The 19781-nt window shown below is 68.9% G+C and carries 17 protein-coding genes; 12 read left to right on the top strand and 5 right to left on the bottom strand.

What is annotated here, in order from left to right; translation table 11 throughout:
* Positions 1-3: 3 nt before the first annotated feature.
* The 5 genes from ACE3UA_RS09305 to ACE3UA_RS09285 are packed head-to-tail and all read right to left on the bottom strand — an operon-like array spanning position 4 to position 4633.
* Positions 4-759 (bottom strand): nitrilase-related carbon-nitrogen hydrolase, encoded by a 756-nt coding sequence (locus ACE3UA_RS09305; RefSeq protein WP_374644365.1) that lies wholly within the window; start codon positions 757-759, stop codon positions 4-6.
* A gap of 53 nt (positions 760-812) precedes the next feature.
* A complete protein-coding gene (locus ACE3UA_RS09300) occupies positions 813-1835 on the bottom strand; it encodes an extracellular solute-binding protein (protein ID WP_374644363.1) in 1023 nt (340 codons plus the stop codon).
* 19 nt (positions 1836-1854) lie between these two features.
* The gene (locus ACE3UA_RS09295) at positions 1855-2655 is read right to left on the bottom strand and encodes an ABC transporter permease (RefSeq protein WP_374644361.1); all 801 of its coding nucleotides are present in this window, start codon (positions 2653-2655) and stop codon (positions 1855-1857) included.
* Complete coding sequence (locus tag ACE3UA_RS09290) at positions 2652-3575, bottom strand: ABC transporter permease (protein WP_374644359.1); 924 nt, start codon at positions 3573-3575, stop codon at positions 2652-2654. The genes ACE3UA_RS09295 and ACE3UA_RS09290 overlap by 4 nt, the downstream gene beginning before the upstream one ends.
* Positions 3575-4633 carry an ABC transporter ATP-binding protein gene (locus ACE3UA_RS09285; protein ID WP_374644357.1) on the bottom strand — a complete coding sequence of 353 codons (1059 nt, stop codon included), beginning with the start codon at positions 4631-4633 and terminating at the stop codon, positions 3575-3577. Before ACE3UA_RS09285 ends, ACE3UA_RS09290 begins: the two co-directional genes overlap by 1 nt.
* 84 nt (positions 4634-4717) lie before the next feature.
* Here ACE3UA_RS09285 and ACE3UA_RS09280 point away from each other — a divergent pair, with 84 nt between their 5' ends.
* The 12 genes from ACE3UA_RS09280 to ACE3UA_RS09225 all read left to right on the top strand — a co-directional run bounded on the left by ACE3UA_RS09280 (position 4718) and on the right by ACE3UA_RS09225 (position 19691).
* Positions 4718-5554, top strand: coding sequence for a LuxR C-terminal-related transcriptional regulator (locus ACE3UA_RS09280; RefSeq protein ID WP_374644355.1), 837 nt, complete (start codon positions 4718-4720; stop codon positions 5552-5554).
* Positions 5555-5622: 68 nt separating this feature from the next.
* On the top strand, positions 5623-7056 hold the full coding sequence (locus ACE3UA_RS09275) for an aldehyde dehydrogenase family protein (protein ID WP_374644353.1): 1434 nt from the start codon (positions 5623-5625) through the stop codon (positions 7054-7056).
* 2 nt (positions 7057-7058) lie between these two features.
* The gene (locus ACE3UA_RS09270; protein WP_374644351.1) at positions 7059-8468 is read left to right on the top strand and encodes an FAD-binding oxidoreductase; all 1410 of its coding nucleotides are present in this window, start codon (positions 7059-7061) and stop codon (positions 8466-8468) included.
* Positions 8469-8549: 81 nt separating this feature from the next.
* Complete coding sequence (locus tag ACE3UA_RS09265) at positions 8550-10217, top strand: thiamine pyrophosphate-dependent enzyme (RefSeq protein WP_374644349.1); 1668 nt, start codon at positions 8550-8552, stop codon at positions 10215-10217.
* Entirely contained in the window at positions 10214-12301 is a 2088-nt protein-coding gene (locus tag ACE3UA_RS09260) for a hydantoinase/oxoprolinase family protein (RefSeq protein ID WP_374644347.1), read from the top strand. Before ACE3UA_RS09265 ends, ACE3UA_RS09260 begins: the two co-directional genes overlap by 4 nt.
* Positions 12298-13911: a hydantoinase B/oxoprolinase family protein gene (locus ACE3UA_RS09255; RefSeq protein ID WP_374644345.1), complete on the top strand. Its 1614-nt coding sequence runs from the start codon at positions 12298-12300 to the stop codon at positions 13909-13911. The genes ACE3UA_RS09260 and ACE3UA_RS09255 overlap by 4 nt, the downstream gene beginning before the upstream one ends.
* On the top strand, positions 13908-15125 hold the full coding sequence (locus tag ACE3UA_RS09250; protein ID WP_374644343.1) for a pyridoxal phosphate-dependent aminotransferase: 1218 nt from the start codon (positions 13908-13910) through the stop codon (positions 15123-15125). The genes ACE3UA_RS09255 and ACE3UA_RS09250 overlap by 4 nt, the downstream gene beginning before the upstream one ends.
* Positions 15125-15946 (top strand): NAD-dependent epimerase/dehydratase family protein, encoded by an 822-nt coding sequence (locus tag ACE3UA_RS09245; RefSeq protein WP_374644341.1) that lies wholly within the window; start codon positions 15125-15127, stop codon positions 15944-15946. Before ACE3UA_RS09250 ends, ACE3UA_RS09245 begins: the two co-directional genes overlap by 1 nt.
* Complete coding sequence (locus ACE3UA_RS09240; protein ID WP_374644339.1) at positions 15943-17151, top strand: NAD(P)/FAD-dependent oxidoreductase; 1209 nt, start codon at positions 15943-15945, stop codon at positions 17149-17151. Before ACE3UA_RS09245 ends, ACE3UA_RS09240 begins: the two co-directional genes overlap by 4 nt.
* A gap of 21 nt (positions 17152-17172) precedes the next feature.
* Complete coding sequence (locus ACE3UA_RS09235; RefSeq protein ID WP_374644337.1) at positions 17173-18129, top strand: LysR substrate-binding domain-containing protein; 957 nt, start codon at positions 17173-17175, stop codon at positions 18127-18129.
* Positions 18130-18207: 78 nt separating this feature from the next.
* Positions 18208-18945, top strand: coding sequence for an SDR family oxidoreductase (locus ACE3UA_RS09230; protein ID WP_374644335.1), 738 nt, complete (start codon positions 18208-18210; stop codon positions 18943-18945).
* Positions 18942-19691: an SDR family NAD(P)-dependent oxidoreductase gene (locus ACE3UA_RS09225; protein WP_374644333.1), complete on the top strand. Its 750-nt coding sequence runs from the start codon at positions 18942-18944 to the stop codon at positions 19689-19691. Before ACE3UA_RS09230 ends, ACE3UA_RS09225 begins: the two co-directional genes overlap by 4 nt.
* The last annotated feature ends 90 nt before the right edge of the window (positions 19692-19781 follow it).

Here is a 19781-nt window from a genome sequence, read left to right as displayed (position 1 = left end):
GCGTCAGACTTTCCGGAAATCAGTGATCTGGGTGGAGACGCGGGCCGGATCGACGGCGGGCACGTCGGCGATCAGCAGCGCCGGATGCTCGCCCGCCTGGGCCAGCACCTCGCCATGGGGGCCGGCGATCAGGCTGCCGCCGGCATAGGTCAGGTCGCCCTCGCTGCCGCAGTAATTGGCATAGGCGATGGCCAGCCCGTGATTGGCCGCCATCGCGGGCACGGTATGGCGCGCGACATGGGTGAAGGGCATCATGTTGGCGGTGGGGACCAGGATCGCCTCTACCCCCTGCCCGGCCAACGCCGCGACATGGGGGGCGAATTCGATGTCGTAGCAGATCAGCAGCGCCAGCCTGCGCCCGGCGAGGTCGAAGGTGACGTAGGCATCGCCGGGGGTGAAGATCGCCTTCTCGCGCGGGCCGTAAGGCTGGATCTTGCGGTAATGCGCCAGCACCCCGCCGTCCGGGCCAAGGCAGAGCGCCGCGTTCCAGACGCGCCCCGCCGCCGCCTCGGCATAGCCGAAGACCAGCGCGGTTCCCGCATTGCGCGCCGCGTCGGAGAGACGGGCCAGCGGCGCGGACCCCTTGCCAAGGGCGCGTTCGGCGATGCGGGGATGGTTGTAGCCCGGAAGAAAGACCTCGGGCGCGACCAGCACCCCGGCGCCGGCGGCCGAAGCCGCCCGCAGGGCGGTCGCAAGCACGGCGCAGGCCGCGTCGATGTCGCCCGCGGGCGAGGGGGTTTGCAGGACGGAAAGGCGCATGGGAGTACCGGGGCTTCAGGCCCCGCGCCAGGGCGGCGCGGGGCGGGTTGTCGTCATTTCTTCAGGTTGATCCAGATCGCATCGTAAAGCTTCTGGGTCGCCTCGTCGCAGACCAGGACGAAGCTGCCGGTCGGGGCCGAGGCCGGGGGGTTGGTCTCGGGGCTGGACTTGATCGCCTCGTCCAGGAAAGGCTCCACCCCCATGACGCCCGAGGTATAGGCGGCATAGTTGGTGACGGCGGCGGCATTCTCGGGTTGCAGCAGGAAATCCATGAACTTCAGCGCGTTTTCCCGGTTCGGCGCGTCCTTCAAGAGCACCATGTTGTCCATCCAGACCACCATGCCCTCCTTCGGATAGGCATATTCGACATTCGCCCCCTCGGCCCGGGCCTTGGCGGAAAAGCCGTTGTAGATCATCCCCGCCGCCGCATCGCCGGAGACCAGCACGTCCTTGGCCGTGTCCGAGCCGAAGCTGGCCCAGTTCGCCTTGGCCGCCACCAGCATGTCGGACAGGGCCTTGAGCTGCGTCTTGTCGGTCGAGCATTGCGGGATGCCCATGTAGATCGAGGCCAGCGCCAGAACCTCGCCCTGGCTGTCCAGCACGTTGATCTTGCCCTTCAGCTCTTCCGGCGGGTCGAAGATGATGGAAAGGCTGCCGATGTCGCCCTGATAGACGTCGCGGTTCACGCTGAAGGCGGTCGTGCCCCATTGATAGGGGATCGAGGACTGGCGGCCCGGGTCGAAGGGCACGTCGATCCATTTCGGGTCGATATTGGCGAAGTTCGGCAGCTCCTCGCGGGTGAAGCTGTCCAGAAGTCCCTCGCTTCCCATGATCTGCACCATGTAGTCGCCCGGGACGGCCACGTCATACTGGCCCAGTTTCCCGGCCTTGAGCGAGGCGAGCATCGCCTCGTTGCTGTCATAGGTGTCGATCGTGACCTTGATCCCGGTCTCGGCGGTGAACTTGTCCACCAGTTCCTGCGGGATGTATTCGAACCAGTGGTAGACCTTCAGTTCGCCCTCGGCGAAGGCGGGGCCGGCCAGCAGCAGGGCCAGGGTGGTCAGGCGGATTCTCATCAATGCGTCTCCTTGTCGGTTACGGGCTTCTGCGGCCCTTGCGGTTGATCAGGTAGGACAGGGTCACGAACAGGATCGAGACGGCCAGCATCAGGGTGGAGATCGCCATGATGTTCGGCTTGATCCCCTGCTTGACCGAGCCGAAGATCGCGGTCGGCAGCGTCTCCATTCCCGCGCCCTTGACGAAGTTGGTGATGATGAAATCGTCCAGCGAGATGATGAAGGCCAAGAGGAAGCCCGACACCACCCCCGGCGCCAGGAGCGGCAGGAGGATCAGGCGGAAGGCCTGCCAGCGGCTGGCGTAAAGGTCGCGGGCGGCCTGCTCGTAATGGCCCTCGATCCCTTGCAGGCGCGCGGCGATGGGCAGGTAGGCGAAGGGGATGCAGAAGGTGACATGGGCGATCAGAACGGTCAGATAGCCCGTGGTCAGGCCGATCATGGCGAAGAAGATCAGCGTGGCGACGGCGGTCACGATCTCGGGCACCATCAGCGGCATGTTGATCAGCGCGAAGGTCGCCCGCTTGCCCCGGAACGCCCCGCCCCGGATCATCGCCACCGCCGCCGAAGTGGCGATCATGGTGGAAAGGCTGGCCGCGATCGCGGCGATGCTCAGCGAATTCCACGCCGCCTGACCAAAGCGCGCCGACTCGGGCCCGGTGAAGACATCGGCATACCAGCGCAGCGAAAAGCCGCCCCAGCTGGTGATCGAGGTCGAGCCGTTGAAGGAATAGGCCATGATCACCAGGAGCGGCGCATACAGCACCACGAGGCACAGGACGGTGATGGCCAAAAAGCCGGGGTAATGCCGCACGCCCCTCATGCCGCGCCGCCTTTCGCGGCCGAGCGCGCATAGAGCAGAAGCGCGACCATCACCAGCGTCATCAGGATCATCGACACCGCCGCCCCGAAGGGCCAGTTGCCCAGGCTGCCCTTGAACTGCTCGTCGATCAGCGAGCCGATCATGAAATTCTTCGCCCCGCCCAGCAGGTCGGGCGCGAGGAAGGCGCCAAGCGAGGGGATGAAGACCAAGAGGCAGCCGGCGACGATGCCCGGCTTGACGATGGGCAGGACGATCTCGCGCAGGGTGACCCAGCGGCTGGCGTAAAGGTCCGCCGCCGCCTCGGACAGGGCAAAGTTGTAGCGTTCGACCGCCGCATAGATCGGCAGCACCATGAAGGGCAGGTAGCTGTAGAACAGGCCCAGCTGCACCGCGAGGTTGGTGTTGACCAGCGGCAGCGGCCCGTCGATCAGGCCAAGGCCCATCAGCGCCTCGTTCAGGGGGCCGTTGTCGCGGATCAGGAACTTCAGGCTGACCGTGCGGATCAGAAGGTTGACCCAGTAGGGTATGGTGATCAGGAATAGCCAGACGCCCCGGCTGTGCGGGGGCCGCGTGGCGATGAACCAGGCGGCCGGAAAGCCGATCGCCAGGCAAAGCAGCGTCGCCACCACCGCCTGCCAGATCGAGCGCCAGAAGATCGTGACATAGGTCCATTCCAGGACCGGCGGTTCATCCCCGAACAGGCCGCGGTACAGGAAGAACTGGTCGTAGGCGGCCAGCGAGAACTGCCAGTCGACGCCGCCGCGGAACTCCTTGGTCAGGAAGGAATAGACCGCCATCAGCCCGACCGGCAGGACCAGGAAGATCCCGATCATCGCCCAGGTCGGCACAAGCAGCGGCGCGACGATGCGGCGATAGCTGTCGTCGCCGGTGGCCGGGGTCTGGTCCGCGATCCCCGCCATCAGTCGGCCAGAAGGCGCGCCGCGCCCTCCTCGATCCGCAGGCCCAGCGGGTCGCCGGGCTGCGGCACCTGTGTCCGGGCCGAGTTCTGGATGCGGACCTGAATCTCTGCCCCGCCCCCTAGCCGGGTCAGCAGTTGCAGGTCGGTGCCAAGATAGACCACCCGCTCGACCGTCACGTCGAGATCCCCGCCCGTGGCCACCGGCGTCAGCCGCTCGGGCCGGATCGACAGGGCGTGCCGGCCGAGGGTATCGCCGGCCGAGGGGCAGGTCAGCGCCTGCCCGCCCGGCAACACCACCCGCGCCTGCCCGCCCGCGACCGAGGCGACCTCGACCTCCAGCAGGTTGGTCTCGCCGATGAAATCGGCCACGAAGCGGTTGACCGGGGCCTCGTAGATCTCGCGCGCGGTGCCGATCTGCTGGACATGGCCCGCGCTCATCACCGCGATGCGGTCGGACATGGTCAGGGCTTCTTCCTGGTCATGGGTCACGAAGATGAAGGTGATGCCGGTCTCCTCCTGCAGCTGCTTCAGCTCTACCCGCATCGCCTGCCGCAGCTTCAGGTCCAGCGCCGACAGCGGCTCGTCCAGGAGCAGCACCCGAGGCTCGGGCGCCAGGGCGCGGGCCAGCGCCACCCGCTGTTGCTGGCCGCCGGACAGCTGCGAGGGCAGGCGGTCGGCAAAGGCCGACAGATGCACCATCTCCAGCATCCGGCCCGCCCGTTCGCGCCGGGCCCCGGCCGCCACGCCCTTCATCTTCAGCCCGAAGGCCACGTTGTCGAGGACCGACATATGCGGAAACAGGGCATAGTTCTGGAACACCGTGTTGACCGGCCGCCGGTCCGGCTCCAGCCCCGCGATGTTCTGGCCGAACAGCAGGATCTCGCCCTGGGTCACATTCTCGAACCCGGCGATCATCCGCAGAAGCGTGGTCTTGCCGCAGCCCGAGGGGCCAAGCAGGGTGAAGAACTCGTTGTCCCGGATCGCCAGCGAGACGCCGTGCAGGGCGGTGAAGGTGCCATAGCGCTTGACCACGCGGCGGATCTCGATGGCATCGCTCATTTGGCTGGATCATACCCCCGGATTCTGTACATTCAGCATGGTCGCCGAAAATGCAGGGGTATATACCCCCAGAGAGGTATCGCCATGCCGCCGCTGCCGAACCTGGCCGAGGTGCGGATTGCCACGGTGATCCGCGCCCTGCACCAGCCGGAATTCGAGGCGGCGCTGGCCCTGCTGTTCCAGACCCTCGCCGCGCCGGACAACCTGATCTGCCTGGCCTATCGCGACGCCGGGCCGCCGCAGGTGCTGCACCGCGAGACCAGGGATCCGACCGTCTTTACCCAGCTGGAAAGCACCTACCTGCCGGGGGCCTATCGCCTGGACCCTTTCTTCGAGCTGCATCTGAACCGGGTCGCCGCCGGGGCCTATCGGCTGACCGACATCGCCCCCGACGCTTTTCACCGCAGCCGCTATTTCAGCGAATATTACGAGCAGACCACGCTGGTGGACGAGATCACCTTCGTCGCCTATCCCGCCCCCGGCGTCACGCTGAACCTCTGCCTCGGCCGCGACATCTCGTCCCGCCGCCTGTTCTCGAGCCGCGAGGTCGAGACCTGCCAGCGCCTTGCCCCGGTGATCGCCGCCCTGTCCGAGGCGCATTGGGCCGACCTCTCCCGCGCCTCCGGCCCGGCCGAGGATACCGCCGCCCTCCTGGCCCTGGCCGCGCGGCGCCAGCGCGGCATCCAGCTTTCCGCCCGCCAGGCCGAGGTGGCGCTGCTGATCCTGCGCGGCCATTCCACGGTCTCGATCGGCCTCCGCCTTGGCCTGTCGCCGCAGACGGTGAAGGTGTTCCGCAAGCAGCTTTACAGCCGCTGTGCGATCAGCTCCCAGGCCGAGCTTTTCGCGCTGATGCTTCCGCTCTTGCGGGATCATGCGCCGCCGGCCTCTGGTCAGGGCTTTCAATCCGGGCTTGTCGATTGACAGGCTTTCTTGCCTGACCTTCCATCGGAAACCGGCTTAGATAAGGCGTTTTGGGAAAGGACGAGGCAATGAGCGACATCAAGCGCAATTTCATCGGTGGCGAATGGCAGGCGGCGGCGGATGCCAGCGAGAACCGCAGTCCCGCCAACCCGGAGGATCTGATCGGCCTCTATGCCCGGGGAACCGCGGCGGATGTCGCGGCGGCGGTGGCTGCGGCCCGGGCGGCGCAGCCCGGCTGGGGTCGCGGCTCGCCGCAGCTGCGGGCCGATGTGCTGCGGCGGGCGGGCGACCTTCTTCTGGCCCGGAACGACGAGCTTGGCCGGCTTCTGGCGCGCGAGGAGGGCAAGACCCTGGCCGAGGCGAAGGGCGAGGCCATGCGCGCGGCGCAGCTGTTCCATTTCTACGCCGGCGAGGCTGTCCGGCATCCGGGCGAGAAGCTGGACTCGATCCGCGAGGGCGTCGAGGTCGACGTGATGCGCGAGCCCCTGGGCGTGGTCGGCCTGATCACGCCCTGGAACTTTCCGATCGCCATCCCGGCCTGGAAATCCGCCCCGGCGCTGGCCGCCGGAAACGCCGTGGTGCTGAAGCCCGCCGACCTGACCCCGGCCTGCGCGCATCTTCTGGCCGAGGTGCTGCAGGACGCGGGTTGCCCGCCCGGTGTGTTCAACCTGGTCATGGGGCGCGGCTCCGAGATCGGGGCGGCGCTGGTGCAGAACCCGGATGTGGCGGCAATCTCGTTCACCGGGTCCGAGCGCGTGGGCCGTGGCATCGCGGCCGGCTGCGCGGCGGGGATGAAGAAGGTCCAGCTGGAAATGGGCGGCAAGAACCCGATGGTGGTCCTGGCCGACGCCGACCTGGACCTGGCGGTCAATGCCTGCCTGAACGGGGCCTTCTTCTCGACCGGGCAGCGGTGCACCGCCTCGTCGCGGCTGATCGTCGAGGATGCGATCCATGACGCCTTCGTCGAACGCCTGTCCGCCGCCATGGGCGCGCTGCGGGTGGGCGATCCGCTGGAGGCCGGGACGCAGATGGGGCCGGTGGTCTCGGAAGGCCAGCTGGCGGGCAACCTCGACTATGTGCGGCTGGCGGGCGAGGAAGGCTGCGAGGTTCTGGGCGGCCAGCGGCTGAACCGGCCGGGCAGCTTCCAGGCCCCTGCCCTGTTCCTGGGCGCCCGCAACGACATGCGCACCAGCCGCGAGGAGATCTTCGGCCCCTGCGCCAGCGTGATCCGCGTGGCCGATTTCGACGAGGCGCTGGCGGTGGCCAATGACACGCCCTTCGGGCTTTCGTCGGGCATCTGCACCGGATCGCTGAAACACGCCACCGCCTTCCGGCGCGGGTCGAAGGCGGGGATGGTCATGGTCAATCTGCCGACGGCGGGGGTGGATTACCACGTCCCCTTCGGCGGGCGCGGCGGCTCCAGCCTTGGCGGGAGGGAGCAGGGGCGGATGGCGATGGAGTTCTACACCAGCGTCAAGACCGCCTATACTTTCGCGGGGTGAGCATGGACCTTGCCTCGGAGCTTGCGCTGATCCTGGGGCCGGGAGGCTGGGTGCCGGGGGCCGAGGCCCGGCCCTGGTCGCGCGACTGGCTGGACCGGCATGGCGAGGCCCCGCTGGGCGTCGCCCGGCCCGGGACGACCGAGGCGGTCTCGCGCGTGCTGGCGGCCTGCCATGCGGCGGGCGTCCCGGTGGTGCCGCAGGGCGGCAATACCGGCCTGTGCAGCGCGGCGGTGGCGGGCAGGCCGGGGGCGGTGATCCTGTCGCTGTCCCGGATGGCAGGGATCGCGGCCCCGGACCTTGCCAGCGGCAGCGTGACGGTCGAGGCGGGGGTGATCCTCGCCACCCTTCACGCCGCGCTGGAGGGGACGGAGATGATCTTCCCCCTCCACCTCGGCGCGGAAGGCAGCGCGCAGATCGGCGGGCTGATCGGCACCAATGCGGGGGGCAGCCATGCCTTTCGCCATGGGATGATGTCCGACCTGGTGCTGGGGCTGGAGGTCGTCCTGCCCGATGGCCGCGTCTGGAACGGGTTGCGCTCGGTGCAGAAGGACAATGCGGGCTATGCGCTGCGCAAGCTCTTTTGCGGGGCCGAGGGGACGCTGGGCGTGGTGACGCGGGCGGTCCTGCGCCTGGCCCCCCGGCCCCGCGCAAGGGCGACGGCGCTGCTCGCCCTGCTCGACATCGGCGCGGCGGTGGCCTTCGGAGGCCGGCTTCGCGCCGATCTGGGCGATGTGCTGACGGGGATCGAATTCTTCTCGGACCTCGGCCTGGACCTTGCGCTGCGGCATGTGCCGGGGCTGGCCTGGCCCCTGGACAGCCGCGCCGGGGCCTATCTTCTGGTCGAGGTCGCCAGCACCTCGCCGCTTGTGCCGCTGGACGGGATGCTGTCCGACAGCCTGGAATGGGGCATGGCCGCAGGGCTGGTGACCGATGGCGCCCTTGCCGCGAACGAGGCGCAACGCGCGGCCTTCTGGCGGCTGCGCGAGGAGCAGCCCGAGGGGCAGCGGCTGGAAGGGGTGCAGCTGAAGCACGACATCTCGGTCCCGCCGGGCCGGATCGCCGAGTTCGTGGCACGGGGGGCCGGGCTTTGCGAAAGCCTGCTGCCGGGGGTGCGGATCAACCCCTTCGGCCATCTGGGCGACGGCAACATCCACTACAACCTCTCGCCCCCGGCCGGGCAGGCGGATTTCGCGGGGCTTGGCCCCGGGATCGGGATCGAACTCGCCCGGCTGGCCGACGGCATGGGCGGCAGTTTCGCGGCCGAGCATGGGCTGGGCCGGACCAAGGTCGCGCTGGCCGACGCGCTGCGCGGGCCGGCGGAGCGCGGGCTGATGGCAAGCCTGAAACGGGCGCTGGACCCGGCCGGAGGGATGAATCCGGGCGTGATCCTGCGCGGGGATCGGCAAGAATAACTTGCCGATTGCCCGTCCTTCTTGCTTCCGCCTCGGCGCGGAAGGGCGCAGGATGAACGTCAAGGCAGATTGGAAAGACGCATGATGCGAAACGGCGGTCGGCTATTGGTGGAAAGCCTTGCGGCGCTTGGCGCGACCAGGGCCTTCGGGGTTCCGGGCGAAAGCTATCTGGCGGTGCTGGATGCGCTGCACGACACGGGCGGGCGGCTGGACTTTGTCCTTTGCCGGAACGAGGGCGGGGCCGCCTTCATGGCCGCCGCCTGGGGCAAGCTGACGGGCAGTCCCGGCATCTGCATGGTGACGCGGGGGCCGGGGGTGACGAATGCCTCGATCGGCATCCATACCGCGATGCAGGATTCGGCGCCGATGCTGTGCTTCGTGGGCCAGGTCGGCACCGACATGAAGGGCCGCGAGGCATTCCAGGAGATCGACTATCGCGCCGTCTTCGGGACGATGGCGAAATGGGCGGTCGAGATCGACCAGGTTCAGCGCATCCCGGAAATCCTTGCCCGCGCCTGGGTCACGGCGACCACCGGCCGCCCCGGCCCCGTGGTCATCGCCCTGCCCGAGGACATGCTGACCGCACTCACCGCTGCCGCGCCCCTGGCTGGCCCGGCCCGGATCGCCGAAGCCGCGCCCGCCCCCGCCGCGATGGAGGAGGCGCTGGCGCTGCTGGCCGGGGCCTCGCGACCCCTCATCCTGATCGGCGGCTGCAACTGGACCGGACAGGGCCGCGCCGATCTGCAAGCCTTTGCCGAGGCCTCGGACATCCCGGTCATCGCCGCCTTCCGCTATCAGGACCAGTTCGACAACCACTCCCCGGTCTATGCCGGCGAGGCGGGCGTCGGCATGCCCGCGAACGTCAAGCGGCTGGTCCGCGAGGCGGATGTGATCCTGGCGATCAACACCCGCTTCGGCGAGATGACGACGGATGGCTACACGCTGCTGTCGGTGCCGGTGCCGTCGCAAACCCTGATCCATGTGCATGGGTCCGACCGCGAGATCGGCAAGGTCTATCAACCTGCGCTTGGGCTTCCGGCCGGGCCGAACGCCTTTGCCGCCGCGCTGCGGCCGGTCAGGGGCGGCTGGTCCGGCTGGCGCAAGCAGGCGCGGGCCGAGTGGGAGGCGGGGTTCGAGCTTGGGCCCCAGCCCTCGCCCGTGGACATGGGGCTGGTGACGGCGCATCTGCGCGAGGTCCTGCCCGAGGACGCGATCCTGACCAACGGGGCGGGCAATTTCACGGTCTGGCCGAACAAGTTCTTCAAGTTCGGCCCGAAGGCGCGGCTGCTGGCGCCGCAGTCGGGGGCGATGGGCTATGGCCTGCCCGCCGCCGTGGCCGCCAAGATCGCCCATCCCGACCGCACGGTCGTCTGCTTTGCGGGCGACGGCGATTTCCAGATGAACTGCCAGGAGCTGGGCACGGCGATGCAGGCCGGGGCGCAGCCGATCGTGCTGATCCTGAACAACGGCATCTACGGCACGATCCGCGCGCATCAGGAGCGGACCTATCCCGCCCGCGTCTCGGGCACCTCGCTGGAGAACCCGGATTTCACCATGCTCGCCCGCGCCTATGGCTTCCATGCCGAGCGGGTGGAGCGGACCGAGGATTTTCCCGCCGCCTTCGCCCGGGCTTTGGCCTCGCGCACGGGGGCGGTGCTGGACCTGAACATCAGCCCCGAGGCGCTGACCCCGCGCCAGACGCTTTCGCAGATGCGCGCGGCGGGGCTGGCGGCAAGGGGCAGGAAATGACCCCGCAGATCCGATTGGGCGCCGACATCGGCGGCACCTTCACCGACATCGCGCTGGATGTGCGGGGGCAGATGCACTCGACCAAGGTGCTGACCAATTACGCCGCGCCCGAACAGGCGATCCTGGACGGGATCGACCTGGTGCTGGCCGAGGCGGGGCTTGCGTATTCCGACCTCGACATCGTGATCCACGGCACGACGCTGGCCACCAATGCGCTGATCGAACGGCGCGGCGCGCGGACGGCCTTCGTGACGACCGAGGGCTTCCGCGACGTGATCGAGATGCGGACCGAAAGCCGGTTCGAGCAATATGACCTGAACCTGCGCCTCCCCACCCCCTTGGTCCCGCGCGAGGACCGCTTTCCCGTCGCCGGCCGGATCGGCGCGCAGGGGCAGGAGTTGCAGCCCCTGGACGAGGCCGCGCTGACGGCCCTCGCCGGGCGGATCGCGGCGGGGGGCTACGGCGCGGTCGCCATCGGCTTTATCCATTCCTACATGAACCCCGCGCATGAGGAACGCGCCCGCGCGATCATCGCGGCCCGGGTGGACCTGCCGATCTCGATCTCGTCCGAAGTCTCGCCGCAGATGCGCGAGTTCGAGAGGTTCAACACCGTCTGCGCCAATGCCTATGTCCGGCCGCAGATGGCCGATTACCTGGGCCGGCTTCAGATGCGGCTGGCCGAAAAGGGCGCGGCTTGCCCGGTCTACATGATCCATTCCGGCGGCGGCCTGATCAGCGTCGAGACGGCGGCGGAGTTCCCGGTGCGGCTGGTGGAATCCGGCCCGGCCGGCGGCGCGATCTTCGCCGCCGACGTGGCCCGCCGCTTCGGGCTGGAGAAGGTGGTCAGCTATGACATGGGCGGCACCACGGCCAAGATCTGTCTGATCGAGGATTTCGCCCCCAAGACCGCCCGCAGCTTCGAGGTGGCGCGGACCTATCGTTTCGCCAAGGGCTCGGGGATGCCGGTTTCCATCCCGGTGATCGAGATGATCGAGATCGGCGCCGGCGGCGGGTCGATCGCCTGGGTCGATGCGATGGGCCGGATCCAGACCGGCCCGGAGAGCGCGGCCTCGGAACCCGGTCCGGCCTGCTATCAGCGCGGCGGCCAGCGCCCGGCGATCACCGATGCCGACCTGGTGCTGGGCAAGATCGACCCCGAGAACTTCGCGGGCGGGGCGATCCGGCTGTCGGTGGAACAGGCAAGGGTCGCGATTTCCCGCGAGGTGGGCGACCGGCTGGGACTGGCGCCGGAAGCCGCCGCCTTCGGCATCTGCGAGGTGGTGGACGAGAACATGGCCAATGCCGCCCGCGTCCATGCGGTCGAGAACGGCAAGGACATCTCGGACAACCTGATGATCGCCTTTGGCGGGGCCGCGCCTTTGCATGCCGCGCGGCTGTGCGAGAAGCTGGGGATCGACCGCTGCCTGATCCCGCCGGGCGCGGGCGTGGGATCGGCCATCGGCTTCCTGAAGGCGCCCTTCGGCTATGAGGCGCTGGCCTCCAGGATCGTCCGGCTTGCGGATTTCGATGCGACTGCGGTGAACGCGCTGCTCGACGGGCTGAAATCCACCGCCGAGGGTTTCGTCCGCGCCGGTGCCGAAGGCCCGATCCGGCGCGAGATCACCGCCTTCATGCGCTATGTCGGCCAGGGCTGGGAGATCCCGGTCCCCCTGCCCGACCGCCCCTTCGCCGCCGGGGACGGCCGGCTTCTGCGCGACGGCTTCCGCCAGAATTATGCCCGCTTCTTCGGCCGCGCCATCGACGGGCTGGATGGTCTGGAGATCGAGATCGTCACCTTCTCGGTCAGGGCCGAGGACATCCGTCCCGCCCCCGACCGGCACGAGCTTGCCCTGGGCCGGGAGGGGGCGGGTGCCCCGCTCTCGCGCCCGGTCTTCGACCCGGCCCGGGGCGAGGCCCTGGCCTCTGCCATCGTGGCCCGCGACAGCCTGCGGGCCGGGCAGCGCGTCTCTGGCCCCGCCGTGGTGGTCGAACGCGAGACCGCGACCGTGGTGACCTCGCCCTTCGATGTGGTGATGCAGTCCGACGGCTCGCTGCTGCTGCTGCGCAAGGAGGCCGCGCCATGAGTGACGCAACCCTGGAAATCCGCATGCAGGTGATGTGGAACCGCCTGATCTCGGTGGTCGAGGAACAGGCGATGACGCTGCTGCGCACCGCCTTTTCCACCAGCGTGCGCGAGGCGGGCGACCTGTCGGCGGGCGTCTTCGATCCCCAGGGGCGGATGCTGGCGCAGGCCGTCACCGGCACGCCGGGCCATGTCAACACCATGGCCGAGGCGGTGCTGCATTTCATCGCGGAAATCGGCCGCGAGAACATGTTCCCCGGCGACACCTATGTCACCAACGACCCGTGGATGGGCACCGGGCACCTGCACGACATCACCATGGTCTCGCCCAGCTTCCGGGGCGAGCGGCTGGTCGGCTTCTTCGCCTGCACCGCGCATGTGGTCGACGTGGGCGGGCGCGGGTTCGGGGCGGATGGCAAGTCGGTCTACGAGGAAGGGATCCAGATCCCGATCATGAAGTTCGCCGAGCGCGGCCGGGTGAATGCCGACCTGATCCGCATCCTGCGCGCCAACGTGCGCGAGCCCAACCAGGTGGTGGGCGACTTCTACTCGCTTGCCGCCTGCAACGACGTGGGCCACCAGCGCCTGATCGCGATGATGCAGGAGATCGGGCTGGAAAGCCTGGATGCGCTTGGCGACTTCATCTTCTCCCGCACCCGCGCGGCGATGCTGGAGCGGATCCGCGCCCTGCCCAGGGGGCGGTGGGAGAATGACCTGCTGACCGACGGCTACGACCGCCCGGTGCGGCTGGCCTGTTCGGTCGAGATCGGGGACGAGGTGGTGAACGTCGATTTCACCGGGACGGACCCGATCAGCCCGCAGGGCATCAACGTGCCGATCATCTATACCAAGGCCTATGCCTCCTACGCGCTGAAATGCGTGGTGGCGCCGGACATTCCGAACAACTGGGCCTCGCTGGCGGCTTTCACCATCTCCTCGCCCGAGAACATCCTGAATGCCCCCCGCCCGGCGCCGGTCTCGGTGCGGCATGTGATCGGGCATCTGGTGCCGGACCTGGTGCTGGGGGCGCTGGCCAGGGCGCTGCCGGGACAGGTCCTGGCCGAGGGCGCGGCGGCCTTGTGGAACATCCACATGTCGGTGCGCCCGGTCGCCGGGCAGGCGGGACGGCGGGCCGAGATCCTGATGTTCAACTCGGGCGGCATGGGCGCGCGGCCGGGGCTGGACGGGCTGTCGGCGACCGCCTTCCCCTCGGGCGTGATGACCATGCCGATCGAGGCGACCGAGCATACCGGCCCGGTCGTGGTCTGGCGCAAGGAACTGCGCCCGGATTCCGGCGGCGACGGCCAGTATCGCGGCGGCCTTGGCCAGGTGATCGAGATCGAGGCCCTGCCGGGGCATGAGTTCGACTTCTCGGCCATGTTCGACCGGATGAACCATCCGGCACGGGGGCGCGAGGGGGGCGCTCCGGGTGCTGCGGGCCGGGCCGCGCTGGACGACGGCACGGTGTTTAGGCCGAAGGGCTGGCAGCATGTCCCGGCCGGGCGGCGGCTGGTGCTGCACCTGCCGGGCGGCGGCGGATTCGGCGATCCGGCCCGGCGCGACCCCGCCGCGCGGGCGGCTGACATCTCGAAAGGCTATGTGGGCAGATGAGCTATCTCGCAACGCGCCTGGCGGCGGTGAAACCCTCGGCCTCGATGGCCGCGTCCATGGCGGCCAAGGCCCTGCGGGCCAGGGGCCTTGACGTGATCGACCTTGGCCTGGGGGAACCGGACTTTCCCACCCCGCCGCATGTGGCCGATGCGGCGCACAGGGCCGCATTGGCGGGAGAGACGCTGTATACCCCCGCCGCCGGAACCCCTGCCCTGCGTGCCGCCGTGGCCGAAAAGTTCCGGCGCGAGAACGGTCTGGACCTTTCGCCCGACGAGATCGTGGTGGCGAACGGGGCGAAGCAGATCATTTTCAACGCCCTGATGGCGACCCTGAACGAGGGCGACGAGGCGATCCTGCCCGCGCCCTGTTTCGTCAGCTATCCCGAGATGGTGAAGCTTCTCGGCGGTGTCCCGGTCACTCCGGTCTGCGGGGCGGACACCGGCTTTCGCCTGACGCCCGAGGCGCTGGAGGCCGCGATAACGCCCCGCACCAGATGGCTGTTCCTGAACACCCCCGGCAACCCCTCGGGCGCGGTCTATTCCGGGGCCGACCTCAAGGCACTTGGCGCGGTGCTGGCCCGTCATCCGCAGGTGCTGGTCCTGTCGGACGAGATCTATGAGCATATCCTGTTCGACGACCGCGAATTCGTCTCTTTCGGCAGGGCCTGCCCAGAGTTGCGCGACCGCATGCTGATCGTGAACGGCGTGGCCAAGGCCTATGCGATGACCGGCTGGCGGGTGGGCTATGCCGCCGGGCCCGCACCGCTGCTGAAGGCGATGAACACCGTGCAAAGCCAGTCCGTCACCTCGGTCGCGGCCCCGATGCAGGCGGCGGCGCTGGCCGCGCTGACCGGGCCGCAGGATTGCATCGCGCGGTTCCGCGCGGCCTTCCAGCGCCGCCGCGATCTGGTCGTCGCAGGGATTGCGGAAATTCCCGGCCTGACGCTTTCCCCGCCCGAAGGGGCCTTTTACGCCTATATCGGCTGCCAGGGCCTGATCGGCCGCAGCACGCCCGCGGGCAAGGTGCTGGCCGACGATGCCGCCGTCACCGATTACCTGCTGAACCACGCCCATGTCGGCGCGGTGCCGGGCGCGGCCTATGGCCTGTCGCCCTTCTTTCGCATCTCGACCGCCACCTCGGACGCGATCCTGACCGAGGCCATCGCCCGCATCGCCCGCGCGGTGGCCGCCCTTTCCCCCGCAAAGGCCGCATGATGAGCAATCCGCGTTTCGACCGCATCCTGCTGACCGGGGCCGCCGGTCGCCTGGGCACGGAACTCCGCCGGGGTCTCGCGCCGCTGTGCCGCCAGCTGCGCCTGGCGGACGTGGTGGGGATCACCGACCTCGCCCCTCACGAGGAGGCCCTGCGCTTCGACCTTGCCGACATGGGGGCGACCATCGCCGCCTGCGAAGGGGTGGACGCCATCGTCCATTTCGGCGGCGTCCCGCTGGAGCGGCCATGGGACCAGATCCTGGATGCCAACATCCGGGGCAGCTATCACATCTACGAAGGCGCGCGGAAACATGGCGCCCGCCGGGTGGTCTATGCCAGTTCGGTCCACGCGATCGGCTATCACCGGCTGGAGGACCAGATCGACGCCGACGCGCCCCACCGCCCCGACGGGCTTTACGGCCTGTCGAAATGCTTCGTCGAGGACCTTGGGCGTCTCTACTGGGACAAGTTCGGGATCGAGACCGCCGCCTTGCGCATCTTCTCCAGCTTCCCCGAGCCCGCCGACCGCCGGATGCTCTGGTCCTGGCTGTCGTTTCAGGACTGCAACCGCCTGGTCACCGCCGCCCTGACCGCCCCGCGCGTGGGTTTCACCCTGTCGTTCGGCCTGTCGGACAATGCGGTCAAGCCGGTGGACAACCGGCTGGCCGGTCATCTCGGCTATGTGCCGCAGGACGACACCGAAGCCTTCCGCGCCGCGGTCGAGGCGAAGCACCCGGTCCCCGATCCGAAAGCCCCCGCCGTCCGGCATCTGGGCGGCTGGTTCGTCGATCTCGGCCATCCCGACGACGAGGGCGCGAAATGAGGTCCGGCTATGACGTCGTGATCGTGGGCGGCGCGGTGATCGGATCGGCCGTCGCCTATTTCCTGAAGGCCAACCCGGATTTCGCCGGCAGTGTGTTGGTGGTCGAACGCGACCCGACCTATCGCTTCGCCTCGACCTCGCTGTCCTCCTCCTCGATCCGGGTCCAGTTCTCGAATCCGATCAACGTGCGGATCAGCCAGTTCGGCTCGGCCTTCATCAGGGACTTCGCCCGCACGATGCAATGCGCCGGAGAGGCCCCGCCCGACCTGAACTTCCACCAGGGCGGCTACCTCTTCCTCGCCAACAGCGAGGACGGCGCCCGCACCCTGCGCGAGAACCACGAGGTCCAGCGCGCCTGCGGGGCGGATGTCGTGCTTTGGGGGCAGGAAGACCTGGCCCGCGCCTTTCCGCATCTGCGGGCAGAGGACATCCTGCTGGCCAGCTATGGCCGGTCGGGCGAGGGCTGGTTCTCGAACACCGGGCTGATGAACGGCTTCAAGGCCAAGGCGCGTGAGCTGGGGGCGGAGTACGCGGCCGACGAAGTGGTGGCGATCGGCCGCGACGGCGCGCGCGTCGCCTCGGTGACGCTGCGATCCGGCGCGGTGATCCGGGCCGGAACCATCGTCAATGCCTCGGGCCCCCGCGCCGCGCTGACCGCCCGGATGGCCGGGCTGGACGTGCCGGTCGAGCCCCGCAAGCGCACGCTCTTCGTCTTCGACTGCGCCGCGACGCCGGAAGGCTCGGCCCGCGTCAACCGGGGCCGCCTGCCGCTGATGATCGACCCCTCGGGCGTCTTCTGCCGCCCCGAGGGCCGCTTCTTCCTGTCCGGCGCGCCGCCGGTCGAGGATCCGGCGGCGGACTGGGATGATTTCGAGCCCCGCTGGGAGGAATTCGAGGATCTGATCTGGCCCGCCCTTGCCGCGCGCTCGCCCGCCTTCGAGGCGATCAAGGTGGTGAACCAATGGGCCGGGCATTACGACTTCAACACGCTGGACCACAACCTGATCGTGGGCGCGCATCCCGAGGTGGGAAATTTCATCTATGCCAATGGCTTCTCGGGCCACGGGTTGCAGCAGGGGCCGGCGGCGGGGCGGGGCGTGTCCGAGCTGATCACCTATGGCGGCTTCCGCACGCTGGACCTGTCCGAGGTGGGCTACGAGCGCGTCGTCGAGAACCGCCCCTTCCTGGAAAAGGCGGTGATCTGAGGCCATGGCGCGGGGTCCGACATGAGCAACGCCCCTGCCCGGCTGCCGCCGCTGAACGCGCTGCGCGTGTTCCATACCGTCGTGCGGCATCGGTCGTTCCGGGCGGCGGCGGACGAACTCGGCGTCACGCCCCAGGCCGTGAGCCAGCAGATCAAGCTTCTGGAAGACACGCTGGGGGCCGGGCTGTTCGAGCGCCGGGGCCGCGCGATCGAGCCCAACGAGAAGGCGATCCTGCTGGCGCATTTCGTGCAGGCGGCCTTTGACGAGCTGGCCGAAGGCGTGCGCCGGGTGGCGAAGTCCGACAGCCGCAACCGGATCAACGTGAACGCCAGCCCCTATTTCGCGACGCGCTACCTCCTTGACCGGATCACCCGCTTTCGCGAGACCTGCGCGGATGCCGACCTGCGCCTGACCACGATGGTGGAACTGCCGGATTTCGTCGCCGATGACGTGGATGTGGCGATCCAGTGGGGCTATGGCGGCTGGAAGGGCTGCGAGGCGACGCTTCTCTTGCGCGACTACAAGGTGATCTGCTGCACGCCGGGGCTGGCCCGCCAGATCGCCGGCCCGGAAAGCCTGCGCGACATGCCGCTGCTGCACCCGGTCCTTTCGCCCGAGCTGTGGCCGAACGTCCTGCGGCACCTTGGCATTGCCGGGCGGACCGGCAAGGCGGACATGCAGTTGCAGGACGCGGCCACCATGCGGCGGGCGACGCTGGCGGGGCTTGGGATCGGCCTGATCTCGACCATCGACGCGGCCGAGGACCTGAAGCTGGGCAAGCTGGTCGCGCCCTTCGGGGCCGAGGCGATGCACCGGATGCCCGAGGAGCAGATCCCCGGCTTCTACCTTGTCCTGCCCAAGGCGCACCGGCGGGTGAAGACCATCGCCGCCTTCTGCCGCTGGACCCTTGCCGAAAGCTGGGACAGCCCGGACGAGGACGAGATCCGCCGGCTGGCCGGGGGAAGGGATGGCAAGTAATTCTTGTTCTACGGACGTTTTTCCTGATTTGGTCCGGCGCCGTTCTGGTGCAGCTTTCTTCAGAGGCAGGGGGATGACATGCCACGGGCTTTGGTAACAGGGGCAACAAGCGGGATCGGGCGGGCCATCGCCCTGGCGCTGCATGCGGCGGGCCACCGGGTCATCGCGACCGGCCGCAACCCGGCGGCGCTGGAGGAGCTTGCGGCGCAGGGCCTGAGGACGCTGGCGCTCGACCTCTCCGATCCGGGCGGCCTTCCCTCTGCCCTGGCGAAGGCCCTTGCCGGGGAGGAGGTGGAGATCCTCGTGAACAATGCCGGGATGGTGACCGCCCCCGGCAATTTCTGCACCATGGCCGAGGCGGACATTCACCGCATGGTCGCCACCAACCTGACCCAGGCGCTGCTGGTGACCCATGCCGTCGCGCCGGGAATGCAGGCGCGCGGCCGGGGGCATGTCTTCTTCACCGGCTCGGTCGCGGCGCATACGCCCTATCCCAACATGGCGGTCTATGCCGCGACCAAGGCCGCGCTTGGCGCCTTCGCGCAAAGCCTGCGGCTGGACCTCTCGGCCTCGGGCGTGCGCGTGACCGAGATCGTCGCGGGCCGTGTCGAAAGCCCGCTTTACAAGGACGTGCTGACGGCCGGGGCGCGGGCAGCGATGTATGCCGGCCAGACCGCCGTCCAGCCCGAGGACGTGGCCGCCATGGTGCTGGCCGTCCTGAACCTGCCCGCGCATGTGGATGTCGCACGCTTCGACATCCTGCCCACGCGCCAGCCCGTCACCCCCCAGGTTCCCGCAGCGGAGAAATCGAAATGAAGGGCTTGTCCGTCGTGATCGTCGGCGGGGGCGCCGGTCTCGGGGCGCTTCTGGCCCGGATGGCCGTGGCCCGGGGCGCCTCGGCCCTTGGCATCATCGACCTGAACCCAGAGGGGGCCGAAGCCGCGCTGGAACCCGCCCGCGCCGCCGGCATCCCCGCGGCATCCGCCGCCTGCGACATCCGCACCGCCCCCGCCGCGCATGAGGCCTTCGACCGCATCGCCGCCGCGCTTGGCCGGGTGGACACGCTGGTGAACTCGGCCGCGATCTATCCAAGGAAGCCGATCCTCGAGATCACCGATGCCGACTGGGACGCCTCGAACGCGATCAACGTCAAAGGCACCTATCACATGATGGTCGCCGCCATCCGCCACATGCAGGCGCAAGAGGTGAAGGACCGGGTTCGGGGCCGGATCGTCAACATCACCTCGGTCGATGCGTTCAAGGCCCATCCGCAGAACGCGCATTACGCCGCGACCAAGGCCGCCGTGGTCAGCCTCACGAAAAGCATGGCCCATGCGGTCGCGCCGGACGGGATCCTGGTGAACTCGGTCGCGCCCGCCGGGATGGCGACGGAAAAGGCCCGCGAACTGGGCTTCCTCGGCGAACTGGCCAAGGCCAGCCCCCTCGGCCGCGGCGGCGAGCCCGAGGAAATGGCCGAATGGGTGCTGATGGCCGGGGGCCCGCGCAACACCTACATGACCGGCGAGAACATCATCGTTTCGGGCGGCTACATCTACGCCTGACGGAAAGACCCCGACATTCCAGCGACCCCGACCGGCGGACACCGCAACGCGGCTGTTTCTGGCGCTGGCGCATTGGCGGCGGCGGCCGGC

The organism is Tabrizicola sp. (assembly GCF_041919135.1).
GTDB lineage: Bacteria > Pseudomonadota > Alphaproteobacteria > Rhodobacterales > Rhodobacteraceae > Tabrizicola.
Note: the sequence above shows the minus strand (reverse complement) of the source record. Positions and strands in the feature narration are given on the sequence as shown.